Raw genomic sequence first — 21,679 nt, forward strand, 5'->3', positions numbered from 1 at the left:
TTATAGTTTTTACAAATTTAATAATATATATAACGCAACTTAATACAATTATATTATTTTTGAAAAATATATTTTTTTATGGAAAACCTTATCACGCTCAGTATTAACGATCTAGTAAAAATCACTAATCATAGAAGTGGTGAAATTAAGTTTGGTGAAAAAATACTTACAATACCAAAGAACACTGACCCTATAGCTTTTATAAAATCAAGTGATGCAAAATTTGTCTTATTTGGAATTCCTGAAGATATTGGAGTAAGAGCCAATTATGGAAGACCAGGAGCTGCATCTGCATGGGAAAGTGCTATTAAAAGTATAGCCAACATACAACACAATCGTTTTTCGAAAGGAAACCAAATTATTGTTTTAGGTCAGCTCAATGTAAAACAAGAAATGGAAGAAGTAAAACATCTTGATTTCAATGATATTGACGACCGTTCTAAGTTAAGTCAATTAGTTGAAAAAATTGACAAAGAAGTTTCCCATATAATTTGTAAAATTATACAGTGTGGTAAAATCCCTATTGTCATTGGTGGCGGACACAACAATGCCTACGGAAATATTAAAGGAGCTGCTCTTGCCAAAGGAAAAGCAATAAATGCCATCAATTTTGACGCCCACTCCGATTTTAGAATTTTGGAAGGACGTCATAGTGGAAATGGTTTTTCATATGCCTTCGAAGAAGGGTTTTTAAAGAAATATTTCATTTTTGGACTACATGAAAATTACACTTCCAAAAGTGTTTTGGACATAATAAAAAAAATTGAAGACAGAGTTCGATACAACACTTACGATAGTGTTAATATTAGAAAAGAAAAAAACTTTGATCAAGAAATGGTAACTGCTCTAGATTTTATTAAAAACGACCCATTTGGAATCGAAATTGATTTGGATGCCATCCCAAATATTGCAAGTAGTGCAATGACTTTAAGTGGTTTTTCAATTGAAGAATTACGTCAATTTGTTTCTTATTTTGGAAAAAACAAAAACGCTACTTATTTACATATTTGTGAAGGAGCCCCAGATTTAGGTGAAGACAAAAACAATCATTTAATCGGAAAATTAATTGGTTATTTAGTAACCGATTTTATGAAAGCACAAAACTCTATTGTACTATAAATCAAATATTAAGTTTGCCAAAATTCAAAATTAATAATCATAAAAAATAATAACACTATCTTTGCAGCCTTATCTATGTACTTAATACAAGATATTTAATACAAAAATTATGTTATTCGAAGATTTATCACTTTCTAAAAGTATCCAAAAAGCCGTATTTGAAGAAGGCTATACACAAGCAACACCCATTCAAGAACAATCTATTCCAGTCGTATTAGCTGGAAAAGATTTGGTCGGTTGTGCACAAACAGGAACAGGAAAAACAGCCGCTTTTGCAATACCAATTATACATCAATTACACAGAATCGTAGGTTCTTCTAAAAAAGCAAAAGTAATTCGTGCGCTTGTAGTTACGCCTACAAGAGAATTAGCTGTTCAAATTGGACAAAGTTTTGATACCTATGGTAAATATACCAACTTGACACAATTGACACTCTTCGGAGGTGTTTCTCAAAATCCTCAAGTAGATGATTTAAAAAAAGGCGTTGATATATTAATTGCGACGCCAGGACGTTTATTGGATTTACACAAACAAGGTTTTATTGATTTAGATAATTTACACACTCTTGTACTTGATGAAGCTGATCAAATGCTAGATATGGGGTTTGTCAATGATGTAAAAAAAATTGTGAAACTAACTCCAAAAAACAGACAAACTCTTTTCTTTTCAGCAACGATGCCAATTGCTATTAGAGAATTAGCAGAAATGTTTCTTACAAACCCAGAAACAGTGACTGTCTCCCCTGTTTCATCAACAGCTGAAAATGTAGAGCAACGCGTATATTTTGTTGAAAAAACAGAAAAAAGAAACTTATTGTACCATCTGATAAAAAATGAAAATTTATCAAATGTCCTTGTTTTTTCTAGAACAAAACATGGAGCAGACAACGTTGTAAAAGCATTAAGAAAAAAAGACATTCCCGCTGAAGCTATACACGGAGATAAATCCCAAAATGCGAGACAGCGTGTTCTTGACGCTTTCAAAAACAAAGAAGTTGGAGTTCTTGTAGCTACTGACATTGCGGCTCGTGGAATTGATATTGACCAATTGCCTTTTGTAATTAATTTTGATTTGCCAAATATTCCAGAAACATATGTTCATCGTATCGGAAGAACTGGTCGTGCTGGAAATGGTGGGATTGCAATTTCTTTTTGCAGCAAAGATGAAAAGGACTATTGGAAAGATATCCAAAAATTAATCAAAGTTGATGTCCAAACTATAAATGACCATCCGTATCCTTGGCACTCTGGAAGTCCTACAGAAACCCCAAATGCCCAGAAAAATTCAAACCGAAGCGGTGGCGCTCATAAATCTAGAAAATCAGCAACATCAAAACAAAACAAAAAACGTTGGTACTAAGATTAAATAAACTAAAAAGCGTTGTTATCAAACAACGCTTTTTGTTTTTAAAATAAGACAATTAATAATTTTAAAAAGCTGAACTACTTCAAAAGGCTTTACTATAATATCATTTATTCCAGCCATTATTGCTTCATCTGTAATTTCGTTTTTATCAAAGGCGGTCAAAGCTATTATTGGAGTATCAATATTTTTTTGCCTTATTCTTCTTGAAGTTTCAAATCCATTCATTAGAGGCATATTGATATCCATCAAAATAATATCGAATTCTTGATTTTCTAATACTTCCAATGCCTTAAAACCATCATCCACAACAACACAAGAGTAATTATTTTTCTCTATGGTTTTCCTAGTTATCAATTGATTTATAGGATTATCTTCAACAACCAACACTTTAAAAATTTGACTAGAAGTCATATCTACCTGAATATTATTTATAATTTCTATAGTTTTGTCAGCATTACATTCAAAGTTGACAATAAAACTAAAAACACTTCCTTTACCTAATTCACTCTCAACAACGATCTCACTTCCAAAAAGTTCCAATAATTTCTTAACTATTGGCAAACCTAAACCAGTTCCTTGATAATCTAATTCTTTTCTCCCTACTTGAACAAATTTATCAAATATTTTTTCTTGGTCTAAAGAAGCAATACCAATTCCATTGTCTTTAATCTTAATTTCTATGGCATGTATTTTATCCCGAATTTCAACTTGTTTAGCAATTATATAAACTTCTCCGTTTTTAGTAAATTTCAAGGCATTGCTAACCAAATTCATAAGTATTTGAGCAAATCTCAGTTTATCTCCTATTAGACTTTCAGGAATTAATGGATCAATATCAATAAATACTTTATTGTTGTTTTTTTTAGCAATAAAAGACAATGAATTTTTTATCATATGAAATTCATCAGTAAAATTGAAAGATAAATTATCCAATACAACTTTATTTTCTTCTATTTTATTTATCTGTAATATATCATTTACTAAAGACAATAAATAACGTGCTGAAAATTTTAAGGAATTTAAATGTGGACTTTCTGCCAGCTCTTTGTGCTCTTCCAATAACAAATCTGTAATACCAACTACTCCATACAAAGGCGTCCGCAATTCATGACTTATCGTAGAAACGAACTGTGTTTTTAGAACAGATGATTCTTCTGCTTTTTTATTGGCTATAATCAACTCTTCGTTTGCAATCATCAAATCGGCATTTGATTTTAATCGAAGTTTGTTATTTTTAATCAATGAGTTCAAGAAAAGTAATAAAACAAAAATTGCGATTATAAAAAGTAAAACAATAATCCTTGATTTTTTCAAACTTTGAAATTGCAAATCCTTTTCATTTTCGATTTTATCAATTGTTCTTTTATATTCATCCAACTCAAAATTAACACCTTCTATATTTGCCTTTTCTATTTTTTCATCGGCATAAATTTCATCATTGAGTTTAGTATAAATATTTAAATTTTCATAGGCTTTTTTATAATCCTTTCGTTTCAATAAAAATTTAGAATACTCTAAATGAGAATAAGACAGATCCGATTTTTCATTAAGTTTTGTTCCAAGCCGAATGGCCTCTTTAAAATAATAATCAGCTTTTATATCTTCATTTTCATAACTACAGTACATGCCATTAAGCATATTCAATACAACAATAATGAAATCATTATTATGTTTTTTATAATAGGAATTAATCATTTTTAAACTCTCTTCACCTTCTTTAAACTTACCAACGTCAAAAAAAGCCCAAGTTATATTGAGATTAGTAAAAGCCATTTGAGAAGAGTCTGATATTTTTTCGCTGTATTCAAGTGCCTTTCTATAATAAGGTATCCCTTTTTCGTATCTCTTTTTTTCAAAGCAATATACATTTCCAAGATTATTATTAATCCTTTGTTTTACAGCATTATCTTGAGTAAGATTAGCATAAATTAAGGCTTTATTGTAGTAAAAAATAGCCTTATCAAATTCAACTAAATCATTATAATTGGCAGCAACATTATTATAATTTTCGGCAATAAGAACATTGTCGTGTATAGCTACTGCTTTACGCAAAGCTAATCTTGAAATCAATAAAGATTTTTCAAAATCACCTGATTCACGCAACTTAGTAGCTTGACTTATTAATTTATCAATTACTTTTTTGGTTGGTAATTGCGTTTGACACAATGCAGTACCGAAAAAATTAAACCACAAAATAATTAATAAAACTATTCTTATTGGGGGCATAAATAGTAGTTATTTGTTCAAATATACATTATAATCTATGGATAAATTGTATTTTAATTCAGAATATTTTAAAATATAACATACACATCAATAAATAAAAAAACAGCTACATTTGAGTTGTAACTGCTTTTTTGTTGTAGATTATATTTACCTTTCTAATATTTGAATCAAATAAAAAAAGCTTGGAATTTAATTTTAACTATTTCCTTTTCCTTCTTTTTCATCTTCCCATTTTCCAACTACCGAAGTTGCCAAAGCATTACCCAAAACGTTTGTAGCGCTTCTAAACATATCACAAAAATGATCTATTGGCAATATTAAAGCAATTCCCTCAATTGGTATTTTAAACATTCCGCAAGTAGCAGCCACAACTACCAAACTTGCTCTTGGAACTCCTGCTATCCCTTTACTGGTTAGCATTAAAACAAAAAGCATTGTAAATTGAGTTGGATAATCCAAATGTATTCCATAGGCTTGTGCAATAAAAATCGCCGCAAATGTCATATACATCATACTTCCGTCAAGATTGAATGAATAACCCAATGGTAACATAAAAGACACAATTTTGTCTTTTACTCCGAATCTTTCTAATTCTTCAGTAAGTTTTGGAAAAACTGCTTCAGAACTAGTAGTACTAAATGCAATAATTAATGGACTCACAATATGCTTCAACAATATTTTTATTCTTTTTCCAAGGAAAACTATCCCTACAAATATTAATACCACCCAAAGAGTACTAATACCGATTAGAAATGAACCAAAGAATTTGAAATAAGTAATTGCCAATTCTTGAAAATCCCTCACGGCAAAAACCCCTGCAATAGCACCAAAAACACCAATTGGAGCAAATTTCATTACAAAATTCACCATTTTCAAAACAATATGTGAAGTTCTATCTAAAAAGTCGACAACTGGTTTTGCATAATCACCAACAGATGCTGCCGCCAATCCGAAGAATATAGAAAATATTACAATCTGCAAAATTTCATTGGTAGCCATTGCTTCAAAAAGACTTTTAGGTACAATGTGCTCTATAAAATTTTCAAAAGATAAATTTTGAGTTTTTGCTGTTACGTCTGTAGCCGTAGCTAAATCAACATTAGATAAATTTAAACCAACTCCAGGTTGCAATAAATTCACATACAACATTCCGATTAACAATGAAATAAATGAGGCAGTAAAGAACCAGGCCAAAGCTTTTCCTCCAATTCTACCAACAGTTTTCACATCTCCCAATTTTGCAATACCAACCACTAAAGTTGTAAAAACTAATGGAGCAATAATCATTTGGACCAGTCTAATAAAAATAGTAGCCAACATTTTTATTTTATTACTGAATTCCTGCGCGCTTTCAATAGTAGTAGAATTATGAACAATAACTCCTAATACAGCCCCTAAGAGCATTGCAATCAAGATTTGTCCTGTAAGACCTTTTAAGAATGATGTTTTTTTAGTTGTAATTGTAGTCATTAAATTAATTTCAAGGTTAAATCTCAATATCTAGCTCGTCAAAATACCGAGGATGCTTTGCAATTATAAATATGTTTTATTCAAAAGATAAAAATCCGCAAGAACTATAGCAGCCATTGCCTCAACAATAGGAACAGCACGAGGCACAACGCAAGGATCGTGACGTCCTTTTCCTGTCATTTCGGTAATATTTCCTTTATTATCCAATGATTCTTGTTTTTGCATTATTGTAGCCACTGGTTTGAAAGCAACTCGGAAATAAATATCCATTCCATTACTTATACCTCCTTGAATTCCACCTGAAAGATTTGTTCGGGTAGTTCCATCAGGGTTGTATAAATCATTATGTTCACTCCCTTTCATTTTAACACCTTCAAATCCGCTTCCAAATTCAAAACCTTTTACAGCATTGATTGACAACATTGCTTTTCCTAATTCGGCGTGTAATTTATCAAAAACTGGCTCTCCTAAACCAATAGGTACATTTTGAATCACACAAGTAACGGTTCCTCCTACGGTATCACCGTCCTTACGAATTTGACGAATATACTCTTCCATAATCACAGCCGATTCTTCGTCTGGGCAGCGCACTGGATTACTTTCAATTTTAGAAAAATCTAATTCTTGGTATGGTTTTTCCAGAAAAATTGGTCCTACCGAAGAAACGTATGCATTTATTTTAATTTCAGGAAGCATTTGTTTGGCAATGGCACCTGCTACTACCCTACTCGCCGTTTCACGTGCTGAGCTGCGTCCACCTCCTCTATAATCACGAACTCCGTACTTTTTTTCATATACGTAATCAGCATGACTTGGTCTATAATTGTCTTTGATATGGGAATAATCGTCTGATTTTTGGTTTGTGTTAGGGATAATGAAACCAATAGGGGTGCCTGTAGTTTTTCCCTCAAAAATTCCAGATAAAAATTGAACATCGTCTGGTTCTTTTCTTTGTGTAACTATTGCGGATTGACCTGGTTTTCTTCTTGACATTTCAAACTGAATAGACTCTAAATCCAACTGGATTCCGGGAGGACAACCATCAATAATTCCGCCTAATGCTTCACCATGTGATTCTCCAAAAGTAGTTACTCTATATAGTGTTCCGTAGCTATTTCCTGCCATTGTATAAAAGTTTTGGCAAATGTAAGTTTTATGAATTAAACTAAAAATTATAAACTAGTAATATTTCATATTAATTCCTTAGAATATCAAACTAAATCCTATTGGTTTTAGCGTAAATAAACATTAAACTCTTAAAATGCTATTGATATTTAATATGAGAACTCTGCTTAATATTTAACTACTCCAAATACTGATCTCAATTCACTTTTTTAAACAAAATACAACACATTGATTTTTAAATAACTACGAGGTTTTCTGGCTTTTTTTTGTATTTTTATTGAATCGATGCTTTTTGACACCAAAAACAAATAGATCAATGAAAAAAAACTACTGCTGTTTTTGTCTACTAATTGGGTTGGCATTTACGAGTCAAGCCCAAGAAAACATTTTAAAAAATACAATTGGATTAAGAATTGGCAACAATCACGGTCTAGGCATTGAAATCTCGTATCAAAAAAAGTTATTACCAAAAAATCGTTTGGAACTTGATTTAGGTTGGACTAATGACAACAATACCGATGCAATAAAAATAACAGGGATCTATCAATGGTATTGGAATATTGAAAAAGATTTAGACTGGTTTACAGGTTTCGGTGGAGGAATTGGCACTTGGAACACAAATGATAATTACAATAATGTATATGGAAACGACAATGGTGTTTTTGCAGTTATTTGTGGTGATGTCGGAATCGAATACAACTTCAAAGACATTCCAATACAGCTTGCCATCGACTTAAGACCAGAATTTGTCTTTAACAATTACCAGAAAAATGATTTTGGATTCAACCTAGGCTTGGCAATGCGGTATAAATTCAAATAAAAATCCATCTTTAAATTTATGCTAAAGATGGATTTTTTAAAACTATTTGTATTTATTGATCGCCTTGAGATACAAAGCCTCATAAACAGGCAGAATGTTTTTAATGTCAAAACTTTCGGCTACATGCAAGGCATTCTTTTTAAATTCGGCAAGAACGCTATCCTTTTTAAGTATTTTCAATGCATTTTCGGCCATTTCATCAACTTCGCCTACATCACTTAAATAACCCGAAACTCCATCAATATTTACCTCAGGTAAACCACCTGAATTACTTGATATTACTGGAACACCACAAGCCATTGCTTCGAGTGCGGCCAATCCAAAACTTTCAGTTTCTGATGGCAAAAGAAACAAATCAGTAAGGCCTAAAATTCGGTCAATTTCATTGCTATTTCCAAAAAATATTACCTTATCCTGAATACCAAATTTTCGGCACATTTTTTCAGCCTTTTCTTTTTCGGGGCCATCCCCTACCATCATCAGTTTAGAAGGAATTTCTTTTTGAATTTTGTAGAATATTTTAATGATATCAGGGATTCGCTTAACTTTTCTAAAATTACTGATATGTGTAATTATCCTTTCCTCTGGCTTAGCCATAACAGAACGTCGGCAAGGAACTGTCGGATCATAATTATTTTTATCCAATTCAATAAAATTTGGAATCACCTGAATTTCATTTTTTATATTGAATAATTTTAGCGTGTCGTCTTTCAAGCTTTGAGAAACTGAAGTCACATAGTCTGATTTATTGATACTAAAAGTTACAGCTGGCTTGTAAAAAGGATGATTCCCAACCAAGGTAATATCAGTTCCATGAAGCGTAGTTACCATCGGAATATCAATTCCTTCGTCTTTCAGCATTTGCTTGGCCATATAACCTGCATAAGCATGAGGAATCGCATAATGCACGTGCAAGACATCAATTTTATACAATTTAACCATGTCCACCAATTTACTGGATAGAGCCAATTCATATGGCTGAAAATGGAATAAAGGATATTCTGGAACGATTACTTCGTGATAGTGAACATTGGGATTTAATAATGCCAAACGTACTGGTTGGCTATAAGTGATAAAATGAATTTCATGTCCTCTTCTTGCCAATTCCAAACCTAATTCTGTAGCAACTACGCCACTTCCGCCAAATGTTGGATAACAAACAATTGCTATTTTCATGTATAGATAATATTAAAATTTTGGAAACATGGTATCGCCATATTGTATTGTTTTATTACAATAAACTTGTTGTTAATGGCGATTTCATGTATGTTTTTTAAGTTGAACGAAATTAAGGAGATTCGGTGTGGATTATTATAAAAAAAAAGTTAAAATTTAACTACTCAAACTTCATTCTCTGAATCCGAACTGCATTCAAAATAGCCAATAAAGCAACACCTACATCTGCAAAAACAGCTTCCCACATTGTTGCCAAACCTCCAGCGCCGAGAATTAAAACAACAGCTTTAACGACAAATGCCATTGTTATATTTTGCCACACTATTTTTTTTGTTTGCTTTCCAATGTTGATAGCTGTATAAATCTTTGAAGACTGGTCATTTTGAATAACAATATCAGCAGTTTCAATGGTTGCATCACTTCCCAATCCTCCCATTGCAATTCCGGCATCAGCAAGTGCTATAACTGGTGCATCATTTACTCCATCTCCAACAAAAGCAACTTTCTGATTTTTATTTTTCAATGCTTCTACCTGTTCTGCCTTATTTTCTGGTAATAAATCACCATAAGCCAAATTAATATTCAACTCTTTTGCAACAGCTTTTACAACAGCTTCTTTATCACCCGAAAGCATTATTGTTTTTATATTTATTTTATGTAAATTTTGAATAGTGGCTTTTGCATCTTCCTTAATTTCATCAGCAATTAAAAAATACCCCGAATACACCTTACCAATTGCGACAATTATAATGGTAAAGGGAGAACTGTCAATTTCTAAAGCATAATCGATATTGTATTTTCGCATTAACTTAGAATTCCCCACAATAACTTCTAAACCATTTATTTTTCCTTTAAGTCCTAGCCCAGCAATTTCCTCAACCTCAGTTACTTTTAAATTTTCATTCAATGTTTTTGAATATTCAATAATTGCAGTTCCGACAGGATGAGTAGAATTTGATTCTAAAGCTGCTGTATATTTCACCAAATCTTCTTCTGAAATACCTATTGCCACTACTTTTTGTACTTTAAAAACACCTTTGGTCAACGTTCCAGTTTTATCCATAACTACCACTTGAATAGCTGCCATTATATCTAAAAAATTAGAGCCTTTAAATAGAATTCCATTTTTACTAGCAGCTCCAATTCCTCCAAAATAACCCAACGGAATAGAAATCACTAAAGCGCAAGGACAAGAAATCACCAAAAAAACCAATGCTCTATACAACCAATCTTTAAACACATAATCACCTAAAAAAAACATTGGCAACAAACAGATTGTCAATGCTAGGTAAACTACAATTGGCGTATATATTTTTGCAAACTTTCGGATAAACAATTCTGTTGGCGCTTTTTTAGCAGTTGCATCTTGCACCATTTTCAAAATTCTGGAGAGTTTACTATCTATATAAGCAGTCGTTACTTCAACTTCGACAATGGTATTTTGGTTTATCATTCCAGCCAAAACAACATCATTCTTTTTTTTACTATCTGGTTTGCTTTCACCAGTTAAAGCAGCAGTATTAAAAGTAGCACTTTCAGAAATAAGTTTTCCGTCCAAAGCCAATTTCTCACCAGGTTTTAATTGAATGATTGTCCCAATTGCAATCTCGGATGCCTTTTTCAAAACGGTTTTATTTCCTTCTAAAACAAAGGCTGAATCAGGTCGTTGATCTAACAATGATTTGATATTTGATTTGGCTTTTTGAACTGCCAGACTTTGAAAAATCTCACCAATACTGTAAAATAGCATTACCGCTACTCCCTCTGGAAATTGTCCAATACTAAATGCGCCTAAAGTTGCGATTACCATCAATGAAAATTCCGAAAAAAAACTTCCCTTTTTAAAACTTTCAAAAGCTTCTTTTAAGACGGGAAAACCAACAGGAATGTAAGCGGCAATATACCAGCCAATCCTTACCCAACCGGTAAACCATGTCTGAGGAAAATAATTATCTTGAACAATACCAATTAAGAGTAAGCAAAAGGAAATTAAAGCAGGAAAGAACATTTGAAAATTGCTTCTATTCCCGTGAGAATGATCGTGGTCGTGTTCATCATCACTTGTGCAAACAGAATCATTCTTATCCGAACAACAGTTCAATTGATTATAAGAATCCGTAGAAGATTTATTATGCAAATGTTGATGCTTCATAAATTTAAGAATTACTAATTAATTTTAAATTTACGAATAAACATCAATCAAAAAAAGATTATTCCCAAAGCTTTTTTTGGTGAGGAGCTCTTTTTTTATTTATCCACTTGTTCAATTTATAACACAAAAAAGCAGAACCACTACCAACAATAGCACCTGCTAAAACATCGGTTGGATAATGAACTCCAAGATATAAACGAGAATACCCAACAGCACCTGCCCACAAGAAAGACGGCGCAATAACATACCATTTTGGATAAGCCATACTCAATGATGTTGCTGTTGCAAAAGCCGATGAAGTATGGGCAGAAGGAAAAGAATAGCTTGATTCTTCTTCAACATTATCTATTTCTGGATACGTTTCATAAGGTCTATCTCTTTTAGTTATATTTTTTAAAGCTAAAGAAATAAATACCGAAGCGGCTAATGATTCCCCAATAAAAATTGCTTTTTTCTTTGTTATGCTATCTTTTTCAATCAATCCAACTGCATAAATAATTACTGGAGCACCTATACTGACAGGCATAGCACTGTTTGTAATCCCAATCATAGTTGATTCAATATCCGTATTTCTATTTAGATTTATTTTCTTTAAAAGATCTATATCAGAATTTTGGGCATTTGAAATTGAAAAACAAAAAAAGAACGCAAAAAGGGGAAGGATTCTAGACATGCTAACTTTATTTTGATTTAAAAAAATCGGCTATGCCAACTATCCATTGCGGGAACTTCCCAAGACTCATTGAATTCTTCGATATTGTTAACCAAATTATTAAAGACAATCGTGTTTTCGGTAACCGCTTTGTCTTTTACCATTTTCTTAAAATCTATTAATGTTTTATGCGCAATATGTTCACCCAGTTTGAAGGTTACATTCATTTTATCCAATAAATCAACATTGTATTTTTTTTCTAAACCTTGGATGAATTCAACAGAAGAATCAATAGAACAACCCGTTGCTGCTTGTACATCCTGATTTACAGCTATAATAATAAAACGATTATATTTCAATAAATATGAAGATTCAAGGCTAGTTCCGTGTGCAGCCCATTCGTTAAGAAAAGATTGCAAATCTGTTTCGATTTCAGAAAACTCGGCATCCGAAAATTTTCTATTCGATTGATAAATCCAAATTCTAGATTCTTCGGGTAAATTTTCAAATGGAACGTACATGGTATATTATTTTAGATTGCAGATTTCAGACTGCAGATTTATAATTTTAGGTTTTAAATACCTTAATAAAGAATAAACGCTAATATTTGTTTTAGATTACTTTCTGATTCAAATAATTTATTCGCTGCAGAAACAATCAAAATCTAACTTCAACTCTTTACAAATCCTGAGCGTTAGCGATCAATTCGGCAATATCCATTACTTTAACATCACCTTCTCTTTCTTTGTTTTTAACTCCATCGGTCAACATGGTATTACAAAAAGGGCAACCCGCAGCAATAATATCTGGTTTTGTTTCAAGAGCATCTTCTGTTCTTTCTACATTGATTTCTTTATTACCTGTCTCAGCATCTTTAAACATTTGTGCTCCACCAGCACCACAGCACAAGCCATTAGCTTTCGAACGCTTCATTTCAAGTAATTCAACATCTAATTTCTGAATTAAATCCCTTGGAGCCTCATATATATTATTGGCTCTGCCTAAATAACATGGATCGTGAAAAGTAATGCGTTTTCCTTTAAATTGTCCACCTTCAATAGTTAATCTTCCTGAATCTAATAAAGATTTAAGAAATTCTGTGTGATGAACAACATCATATTTTCCACCCAATTCTGGGTATTCATTTTTTAAAGTATTGAAACAATGCGGACAAGCCGTAACTATTTTTTTAGCTTCATAAGCATTAAGAACTTCAATATTCATCATCGCTTGCATTTGAAACAAAAACTCATTTCCTGCTCTTTTTGCTGGATCTCCTGTACAACTTTCTTCTGCACCTAAAACGGCAAAAGAAACATTAGCACGATTTAAAATTCGCACAAATGCTTTTGTTATTTTCTTTGCTCTATCGTCAAAACTTCCTGCACAACCTACCCAAAATAAAACTTCTGGTTGTTTTCCTTGGGCTAGCATTTCGGCCATTGTTGGCACAATTAAATTTTCTGACATTTTTTATTGTTTAATCGTTAATTTGTTTATTTGTTGAATCGGTAAATCGCTTAATCGTTGATTTCTAAATCGGTTAAACTTTTTACCGATTAAACGATTCAACTATATTTCGTTTTTCCAATTCAAACGATCTTGTTGACTGTATTGCCAAGGTGCACCATTATTTTCAATATTGGTCATCATTGCATTTAATGGCATTGGAGCAGCACTTTGTTCCATTACAAGATAACGTCTCATATCCATAATGATAGAAAGCGGACTGATATTTACAGGACATTCTTCTACACAAGCGTTGCAAGAAGTACAAGCCCATAATTCTTCGGGAGTTATGTAATCGTTTAATAAAGATTTGTTGTCTGGCACAAAAACACCTTTATTGGCATCAATATTTTTACCAACTTCTTCTAATCTATCTCTGGTATCCATCATAATTTTACGAGGAGACAATTTTTTACCTGTTTGATTGGCAGGACAAGAAGAAGTACAACGACCACATTCGGTACACGTATAAGCATTTAACAACTGAACCCAGTTTAAATCCTGAACATCACTAGCTCCAAATTTACTTGGAGTTTCATTTTCTGAAACTGGCGCTGCCGCAAATGGGTCTGCATTAGGATCCATCATCAATTTTACTTCGGCCGTAACTGAAGCTAAATTATCAAATTGTCCTTGAGGATTTAAGTTGGCAAAATAAGTATTTGGGAAAGCCAATAAAATATGAAGATGTTTTGAAAAATATAAATAATTCATAAAAACCAAAATCCCTACGATATGTAACCACCAAGAGACTTCATTTAGCAACATCACCGACTCATTCGACACGCCATTAAATACTGGAGCTATAAATTGACTTATTGGAAAAGAACCCGCTTTTATAAAATGTGAAAATCCTCCGGGAACATTTTGCAAATGCAAATCAGTAGCATTCATTAATAAAAACAAAGTCATCAAAGTAATCTCAAAATACAAAATGTAATTTGCATCGCCTTTTGGCCAGCCTTTTAAATCAGAATGAATAAATCTTTTCAGCTTAACTACATTTCTTCTTATTAAAAATACAATAACAGCAAATAATACTAAAAAAGCCAAGATTTCAAAAGAACCAATTAACACATCATAAACAACTCCAAGCGGAGCAAAAATTCTATGAGTTCCAAATAAACCATCAATAATTATTTCTAATAATTCGATATTGATGATAACAAATCCAATATATACTATAATATGAAGTACTCCAGCAACGGGTCTTTTTACCATTTTGGATTGCCCTAAAGCAATCATTGCCATATTTCTCCATCGGGCTTTTGCATTATCTTTTCGATTTACATCAACACCAAGATTAATATTTCTAATGATTTTTTTTACGTTCGAATAAAAATACCCGAAACCAATAATTAATATAATGGCAAATAACACATTACTAAGGTAACTCATAAATACTAGTTTTTAACTTTTGTTATAGAATCGTTTGGAGCAACATATGGTTTGTTTTTCTTACCAAAAACAGAAACATTTACATATCGGGTTGGATTTAATCTCACATCCTGCAAAAGCAATTCTAACTCTTTGGAAGTTTTTTCCAAGTTTGCATATAAAGCTTCGTCTTTCAATAATTTACCCATAGTTCCTTTTCCAGATTCTAAATCTTTCATTAAGCCATCAACTTTGCTTAATGTTGTATTCAAGTTTCTAACTGTCTTCCCTAAATCTGCTTTATTTAATGAGTCTGAAATTTTTACAAAATTATCAGAAACTTTATTGAAATTTGAAACAACACCTTTCAACTGCCCTCTGTTTTCATCCAAAATTCCATTAGCATTTGCAGCTACTTTATGGAATTCTTCCATAGTAGCACTAAGTTCTGCTAAACTCTTTTTTAAATCTGCTTGCCCTTTTGCATCTAAAACAGAATTAAAGCTAGTCACCAACTGATCGGCACTAGTCATTAATTTTTCTATTTTAGCCATAACTGGAGCAGCTTTATCACCTAATGAAGTCATTAGGCTAGGTTCAATATTTCCATTCAAATAATCCCCGTCTTCGGCGATAATTTTGTCATTAAAATTATGGTGAATAGCAACTTGTTTACCACCAATAAGACTGGCGTCATAAATAGAGGCTGTACTTGATTTCGATATTGGAAAGTCAGTATCAATTTGCAATTCAACCAACAAAGATCCATTTTCACGAATCGCTATGGTTTTCACTTTTCCAATGCTTAGACCATTGATTGTTACTAGAGCAGAAGGTGTCAGCCCCTCTACGTTTGCATATTCAACATAAAAAGTTTTATAACTATTAAAAAGGTCTTTTCCTTTTAAAAAACTGTAGCCCCAGAGGAATAATAAAATTGAGGTAATAACTAAAATAGCAGTTTTTATTTCTCTTGTAATTTTCAAAATTTTCGTTTTTTTAATGGGCAAATTTAATATAAAATATTCGAATTTATTAGTATTATTTGATTGCTTCCTGAATACTTACTTTTTTTCCATTTTTGAAAGCAATTAAAAAAGCAGAATCATATCCTTTGGATTTCACCTCACTTAATTGGTTCTTAGCACTTTCATAATCGGAGGTTTCTCCGTACAGATATTTATAAATATTATCTTCATAAACAAGTTTTACATTTTGCAAACCTTTAAAATTTTTAGGTTCCAATGCTAATTTTTTTTTACTAGCTGAAAGCTGAATTTTATAAATTGAACCTAGAGTATCTTTTTTAATAATTCCTTTGTTTACATCTGGTTTATTAACCTCAGGAGTTTCTGAACTTTTTACAGGATTTTCTTTAAGGATTTGAGAAGGCTTTTCTCCAAAAGTTTCTGCTCCCCCATCTCCAAAAAAATCATATTTATAACTGATTATTGCATTAGCAATAGCTCTAGCGATATCATTTTGTCCATCTTCTGAATTTAACAAATCACCTTCAACAGGATTTGATATAAAACCAGTTTCAACCAAAACCCTAGGCATATACGCTTTATGCAAAACCATAAAAGGAGCTTGCTTCACACCACCATGTCTTAATTTCTTGCCTAATTTTGCAAATTCATCTTCTACCTTACCTGCTAAAGAAATGCTATTCTCTAAATATTCTTCTTGCATTAAAGTCATACCAATCATAGTTTCTGGAGAATTTGGATCAAAACCTTCGTATTTTTGTTTATAATCCTTTTCCATTGTGATTACGGCATTCTCCTTTTTTGCAGCTTCAAGATTTGATGCAATTTTATTCATACCCATCACATAGGTTTCTGTACCATCTGCAGCAGTGTTTTTATTGGCATTCAAGTGTATAGAAACAAAAATATGAGAATCTGCTCTATTGGCAATATTGGCACGCTCTATCAAATCTATAAAAACATCCGTTTTTCTAGTATATATAACATCAATTTTGGAATATGATTCCAAAATTTTACCAACTTTTAAAACAATGGCCAATGCAATATTTTTCTCAATCCGTCCGTTATAATTCGCACCAAAGTCATGACCTCCGTGGCCAGCATCTAAAGTAACTTTAAAATCATTGGATTGGCTATAAGAATCGGCTGCCAACATCACTAATAAAAATGTAAATGCAATTTTTATTTTTTTTGATATATACATCTAATAGTAAATTTAATTATAAGACTTCCGTTATAAATTTATGTTTTGATTATTTTTGCCAAAAAAATATAGTAATTTTGGCTCGCGAATATTCGAGTCTTCATTTTACAAAAATAGCATTTAAACCTTTGCATACAAACTTATTTAATATCGTTTTACTATCAATTTTCCTATCTTTAGGATGTTCTAATTTGTATTCACAAGATATAAAAAAGAAACAAACAGCAATTCCGTCTAATAAACAAGAAGTTAAGAAACCAATTCAAGAAGATAGCATTAAAAATTCTTTGGCTGAAACCCCTGCTGACACCGTTAAACTAGACACTATTAAGGTTAAAAAAAACGCTCTTAATGGCAAGGTAAAATACAAAGCGGAAAAATACACAAAGATTGAACAAAAAAAGAAGCTCATTACTTTATATGACAAAGCCGAATTATACTACCAAGATGTTGAATTAAAATCGGGTATTATTGTAATGGATTATGAAAAAAATGAAGTTTATGCCGGAAGAATAAAAGATTCTCTTGGTAATTATACTCAATTTCCAAATTTCAAACAAGGTTCAAATGTTATCGAGCCTGATTCAATCCGTTTTAATTTTAAAACTAAAAAAGCGTTAATCTGGAATTCTCGATCTTCTCAAGGAGAATTCAACGTAAAAGCAGCCATCACAAAAAAAGAAAATGATTCAGTATATTTCCTAAAAGGGGCTCGATTTACTACTTCCAAAGATGTAGACAATCCTGAATATTATTTTCAAACTAATAAAATAAAATTTATTCCAGGAAAAAAAATAGTTACAGGTTTTACCAACATGGTAATTGCTGGAGTACCTACTCCATTATTTTTGCCTTTCGCTTATTTTCCTCTTTCAAAAGAAACCAGTACTTCGGGAATCATACTGCCTTCCTATAATGATTCCAACGATAAAGGTTTCTCTCTTCAAAATGGAGGATATTATTTTGCTTTAAGTGACCATTATAATTTAACCCTATTAGGTGATTACTACACGAACGGAAGTTATGGTGTAAGTGTACAATCATCTTATGCCAATAGATACAATTATCAAGGAAATGTTAATATTAGATTTGAAAACAATATTATCAGTGAAAGAGGATATCCTGATTATTCGAAAACCAAAATTTACAACATTCAATGGTCGCATTCTCAAGATTCGAAAGCCAATCCAAATTCCACTTTTTCAGCTTCTGTGAATTTAGGAAGTAGTGAATATTTCAAAGAAACAATAAATCAAGTCAATGTTGGTTCCTCATTAAATAACACATTGAGTTCCTCCATATCGTATAGCACAGTATTCCATACAGTTCCAGAAAGCAGAATATCACTAACTGCGACACATTCCCAAAACACGAATACAAAAGCGATTAATATGACACTCCCTACGCTACAATTTAGCTTAGATCGTATTTATCCATTTGCTATAAATGATGGCGCAAAAAAAGGGATATTCAAAAACATTAACTTACAATACAATTTAAACGGAAAAAATAGCTTCATTACAACAGATTCATTGTTTTTTAAACCCGAAATGTTCCGAGATGCTGAAATTGGTTTCCAACATACTATCCCATTGAGTACCAATTTCAAAATTTTCAAATATTTTAGTGTTTCGTCTTCATTAAATTATGAAGAAGTTTGGTATTTTAACACAATCAACAAACAGTATGATGATAATTTAAGTACTGTTGTTACCACCGATGTAAAAGGTTTTGACTCATTTAGAACATATTCTTCTTCTACTAGCGTTGGAACAACAATTTACGGTACATTCAATTTTGGGGAAGACAAAATGATAAAATCCATTCGACACGTTATGCGTCCTGCAATTTCACATAGTTACACTCCAAGTTTTGAGAAATATTATGACACCTATGCAACAGATGGCAGTGGTACTATGCAAAAAGACTACACTCGATTTGAAGGAGGTATGTACGGCGCTCCAGGTATGAATAGTTCCAATTTTGTTGGTTTTAATCTTAGTAACACATTTGAAGCAAAAGTAGCAGATAAGGATAGTACCAAAACTGAGCCTAAGAAAATAATGCTGCTTAACAATTTAAACTTATCAACGAGTTATAATTTTGACGCCACAGAACTTGCCTGGTCGCCGGTAAGAGTAAGTGGTGGAACTCAATTTTTCGACAATAAATTGAGTGCGAATTTTGGAGCTACATTGGATCCATACGCAATTGACAACTCAGGGAATAGAATAGATGTTTACAACATCAATAATGGAGGAAGTCTTTTTAGAATGACAAGTGCCAATTTGACTATGAATTATTCTCTTTCTAGTTCAGATAGTAAAAAAGAAAAGAAAAACTCTCAAGGAAAAAGAAATGGAGGTCGAGAAGATGATTTATTTGGTTCAGATATTGATGTTGGAAGTGTAAGAAACAGTCAATTTGACGACGAAGACCAAGGAGAAGACGCCGTTACAGAATTCTTTAGATCAAAATTACCATGGGACATGACATTTGCATATTCCTTAACTTATGGTAACAATAATAGAGAGAAAAAAATAATAGGAAATTCTATCATGGTTTCTGCAAATACCGATTTAACACCTAAATGGAAAGCAGGAATTTCTACAGGATATGATTTTGTTCAACATGGTGTTACCTTTACACAATTGCGTTTTGAAAGGGATTTGATGAGCTGGAGAATGGATTTTAACTGGACGCCATTTGGAGACAATGCGAGCTGGAATTTTTACATCGGAATTAAATCCGGAATTCTTAGTGATATTAAATGGGAAAAAAGAAACCTTACCAATCAATAGATTAACTTTAAATACATAGTTATGAAAACAATAATTTATACCGAAAAAGCCCCTGCTCCAATTGGACCTTATAATCAAGCGGTATTAAAAGGAAACACCTTATACACTTCTGGTCAAATTGCGCTGAATCCAGCAACAATGGAATTGGTAGTAGACAATATTGAAATGGAAACCAAACAGGTGATGGAAAACATGAAAGCCGTTCTCGAGGCAGCTGGAATGACTTTTGAAAACGTGGTTAAAACTACCATTTTCATCATGAATATGAATGATTTTGGAAGTATTAATACTGTTTACGGATCTTATTTTAATGAAAAAACCGCTCCAGCTCGTGAAACGGTTCAAGTGGCTTGTTTGCCAAAAAATGTAAATGTAGAAATATCTATGATTGCAGTGCTATAGCATTAATCAACAATTGTGCTGTTGCTTCATTAGTCGCCAACGGCACATTATGCACATCACAAACACGTATAAGCATATTAACATCAGCTTCATGCGGATGACTTGAAAGAGGGTCCTTAAAAAACAAAACCATTTGTGTTTTGCCTTCAGCAACTCTTCCAGCAATTTGGGCGTCACCTCCTAATGGACCGGAAAGCATTCTTCTAGTTTTAAAACCTGCATCTTCCGCTCTTCCTCCCGTTGTTCCTGTTGCAATAAACTGAATTTTTTCTTGCTGTAACACCTCACGGTTTTTAATTAGAAACTTAACAATATCTTCTTTTTTTCCGTCATGAGCAATAATTGCTATTTCCATATAATTACTTATTTGCTATATGATAAGCTATCAACCCATCGATAGGTCTTCTTAACACATTGCCCAACTGTAATTCGTATTTTTCAAAAATTTCAGCTAATTCATCTTTTAGATAAAAAGCAATTGAGCCTACAAAATGCACAGGTACTTCTTTACAATTTTCAAATTGCTGGATATAATTTTTAATAAAAGATTTCATTTCTTTAAAAATTATTTTTCTACAAAATTCGTGTTCTTTATGCTGAATTAAAAATTTTGCAAAAGTGGCAAGATAGGCGTTTGGATTTGGCTCTTTATATAATTTATTTTTGATATAATCAGGATCAACATCATACTCTTTTTCCAAAACTTGAGCTAATTCTTTAGGCATTTTGTTAAAATAGTATTTTCTAATTAATCTTTTTCCAAAAACATTTCCGCTACAATCATCCATTACAATATAACCTAATGACTGCACTCTTTGTTCTAAAACTTTACCGTCAAAATAACTACAGTTCGAACCAGTTCCTAATATACTAACAATCGCTTTTTCCCCTTTTGGAGTAGTCGCAAAAACTGCTGCATAAGTATCTTCTTCAACAACTACAATCGCATTCGGAAAATATTCTTTAAAAACTTGAGAAAGAAAAATTTTCATTCTATCAGTTCCGCAACCAGCACCATAGAAAAATAAATGGGTGGCTAATTTTTTATTTTGTGATATATCAAAACGATCATTTAAACGATCTAGAATTTCATTTTTATCAAGAATTTCAGGATTTAAACCTAAAGTTTGTGTGGTAAACATAACTTTTCCATCATCATCTATTGCAATCCAATCTGCTTTAGTAGAACCACTATCAACTATTAATTTCATATTACTTATTTTATTAGTTATGATTTTTGTTCTTCATTTTAAATACAATTTTTAGACAATATTTAATTGAACAAAAAAAA

At 32.0% G+C, this 21,679-nt stretch carries 18 protein-coding genes; 5 read left to right on the forward strand and 13 right to left on the reverse strand.

Annotated elements, in window-relative coordinates:
• Window positions 1–78: 78 nt before the first annotated feature.
• Together J2W95_RS05550 and J2W95_RS05555 are read left to right on the forward strand one after the other, a co-directional pair.
• Window positions 79–1,119: a formimidoylglutamase gene (locus J2W95_RS05550; RefSeq protein ID WP_310004789.1), complete on the forward strand. Its 1,041-nt coding sequence runs from the start codon at window positions 79–81 to the stop codon at window positions 1,117–1,119.
• 109 nt (window positions 1,120–1,228) lie between these two features.
• Window positions 1,229–2,479 (forward strand): DEAD/DEAH box helicase, encoded by a 1,251-nt coding sequence (locus J2W95_RS05555; RefSeq protein WP_310004791.1) that lies wholly within the window; start codon window positions 1,229–1,231, stop codon window positions 2,477–2,479.
• Between the two features lie 27 nt (window positions 2,480–2,506).
• Here J2W95_RS05555 and J2W95_RS05560 read toward each other — a convergent pair whose 3' ends face one another.
• The 3 genes from J2W95_RS05560 to aroC form a co-directional block, all read right to left on the reverse strand.
• Window positions 2,507–4,711 (reverse strand): response regulator, encoded by a 2,205-nt coding sequence (locus J2W95_RS05560; RefSeq protein WP_310004793.1) that lies wholly within the window; start codon window positions 4,709–4,711, stop codon window positions 2,507–2,509.
• A gap of 195 nt (window positions 4,712–4,906) precedes the next feature.
• Window positions 4,907–6,181, reverse strand: coding sequence for a dicarboxylate/amino acid:cation symporter (locus tag J2W95_RS05565; RefSeq protein ID WP_310004795.1), 1,275 nt, complete (start codon window positions 6,179–6,181; stop codon window positions 4,907–4,909).
• A gap of 63 nt (window positions 6,182–6,244) precedes the next feature.
• Window positions 6,245–7,306: a chorismate synthase gene (gene aroC / locus J2W95_RS05570; RefSeq protein ID WP_310004797.1), complete on the reverse strand. Its 1,062-nt coding sequence runs from the start codon at window positions 7,304–7,306 to the stop codon at window positions 6,245–6,247.
• Window positions 7,307–7,622: 316 nt separating this feature from the next.
• On the opposite strand from aroC, the gene J2W95_RS05575 reads away from it, so the two are divergent.
• Window positions 7,623–8,126, forward strand: coding sequence for a hypothetical protein (locus tag J2W95_RS05575; protein ID WP_310004798.1), 504 nt, complete (start codon window positions 7,623–7,625; stop codon window positions 8,124–8,126).
• A gap of 42 nt (window positions 8,127–8,168) precedes the next feature.
• Here J2W95_RS05575 and bshA read toward each other — a convergent pair whose 3' ends face one another.
• The 8 genes from bshA to J2W95_RS05615 all read right to left on the reverse strand — a co-directional run bounded on the left by bshA (window position 8,169) and on the right by J2W95_RS05615 (window position 17,185).
• On the reverse strand, window positions 8,169–9,302 hold the full coding sequence (gene bshA / locus J2W95_RS05580; RefSeq protein ID WP_310004800.1) for an N-acetyl-alpha-D-glucosaminyl L-malate synthase BshA: 1,134 nt from the start codon (window positions 9,300–9,302) through the stop codon (window positions 8,169–8,171).
• Window positions 9,303–9,462: 160 nt separating this feature from the next.
• The gene (locus tag J2W95_RS05585) at window positions 9,463–11,454 is read right to left on the reverse strand and encodes a heavy metal translocating P-type ATPase (protein WP_310004802.1); all 1,992 of its coding nucleotides are present in this window, start codon (window positions 11,452–11,454) and stop codon (window positions 9,463–9,465) included.
• Window positions 11,455–11,512: 58 nt separating this feature from the next.
• The gene (locus J2W95_RS05590) at window positions 11,513–12,127 is read right to left on the reverse strand and encodes a phosphatase PAP2 family protein (protein ID WP_310004803.1); all 615 of its coding nucleotides are present in this window, start codon (window positions 12,125–12,127) and stop codon (window positions 11,513–11,515) included.
• 17 nt (window positions 12,128–12,144) lie between these two features.
• Entirely contained in the window at window positions 12,145–12,627 is a 483-nt protein-coding gene (locus tag J2W95_RS05595; RefSeq protein ID WP_310004805.1) for an ABC transporter ATPase, read from the reverse strand.
• 157 nt (window positions 12,628–12,784) lie between these two features.
• Window positions 12,785–13,576 carry a (Fe-S)-binding protein gene (locus tag J2W95_RS05600; RefSeq protein ID WP_310004807.1) on the reverse strand — a complete coding sequence of 264 codons (792 nt, stop codon included), beginning with the start codon at window positions 13,574–13,576 and terminating at the stop codon, window positions 12,785–12,787.
• A gap of 102 nt (window positions 13,577–13,678) precedes the next feature.
• Entirely contained in the window at window positions 13,679–15,013 is a 1,335-nt protein-coding gene (locus J2W95_RS05605; RefSeq protein WP_310004809.1) for a 4Fe-4S dicluster domain-containing protein, read from the reverse strand.
• A 5-nt stretch (window positions 15,014–15,018) separates the two neighbouring features.
• Window positions 15,019–15,978 carry an MlaD family protein gene (locus J2W95_RS05610; RefSeq protein WP_310004812.1) on the reverse strand — a complete coding sequence of 320 codons (960 nt, stop codon included), beginning with the start codon at window positions 15,976–15,978 and terminating at the stop codon, window positions 15,019–15,021.
• 55 nt (window positions 15,979–16,033) lie between these two features.
• Entirely contained in the window at window positions 16,034–17,185 is a 1,152-nt protein-coding gene (locus J2W95_RS05615; protein ID WP_310004814.1) for an N-acetylmuramoyl-L-alanine amidase family protein, read from the reverse strand.
• On the opposite strand from J2W95_RS05615, the gene J2W95_RS05620 reads away from it, so the two are divergent.
• Together J2W95_RS05620 and J2W95_RS05625 are read left to right on the forward strand one after the other, a co-directional pair.
• Window positions 17,155–19,986 carry a putative LPS assembly protein LptD gene (locus tag J2W95_RS05620; protein ID WP_409025116.1) on the forward strand — a complete coding sequence of 944 codons (2,832 nt, stop codon included), beginning with the start codon at window positions 17,155–17,157 and terminating at the stop codon, window positions 19,984–19,986. The genes J2W95_RS05615 and J2W95_RS05620 overlap by 31 nt on opposite strands.
• A 21-nt stretch (window positions 19,987–20,007) precedes the next feature.
• A complete protein-coding gene (locus J2W95_RS05625) occupies window positions 20,008–20,388 on the forward strand; it encodes a RidA family protein (protein WP_310004818.1) in 381 nt (126 codons plus the stop codon).
• Here J2W95_RS05625 and J2W95_RS05630 read toward each other — a convergent pair.
• Window positions 20,369–20,743, reverse strand: a complete 375-nt coding sequence (locus tag J2W95_RS05630) for a methylglyoxal synthase (RefSeq protein ID WP_310004819.1) — start codon at window positions 20,741–20,743, stop codon at window positions 20,369–20,371. The genes J2W95_RS05625 and J2W95_RS05630 overlap by 20 nt on opposite strands.
• Before the next feature lie 4 nt (window positions 20,744–20,747).
• Window positions 20,748–21,599, reverse strand: coding sequence for an N-acetylglucosamine kinase (locus J2W95_RS05635; protein WP_310004821.1), 852 nt, complete (start codon window positions 21,597–21,599; stop codon window positions 20,748–20,750).
• Between the last annotated feature and the right edge of the window lie 80 nt (window positions 21,600–21,679).

It is taken from the genome of Flavobacterium granuli (assembly GCF_031456055.1).
GTDB lineage: Bacteria > Bacteroidota > Bacteroidia > Flavobacteriales > Flavobacteriaceae > Flavobacterium > Flavobacterium granuli_A.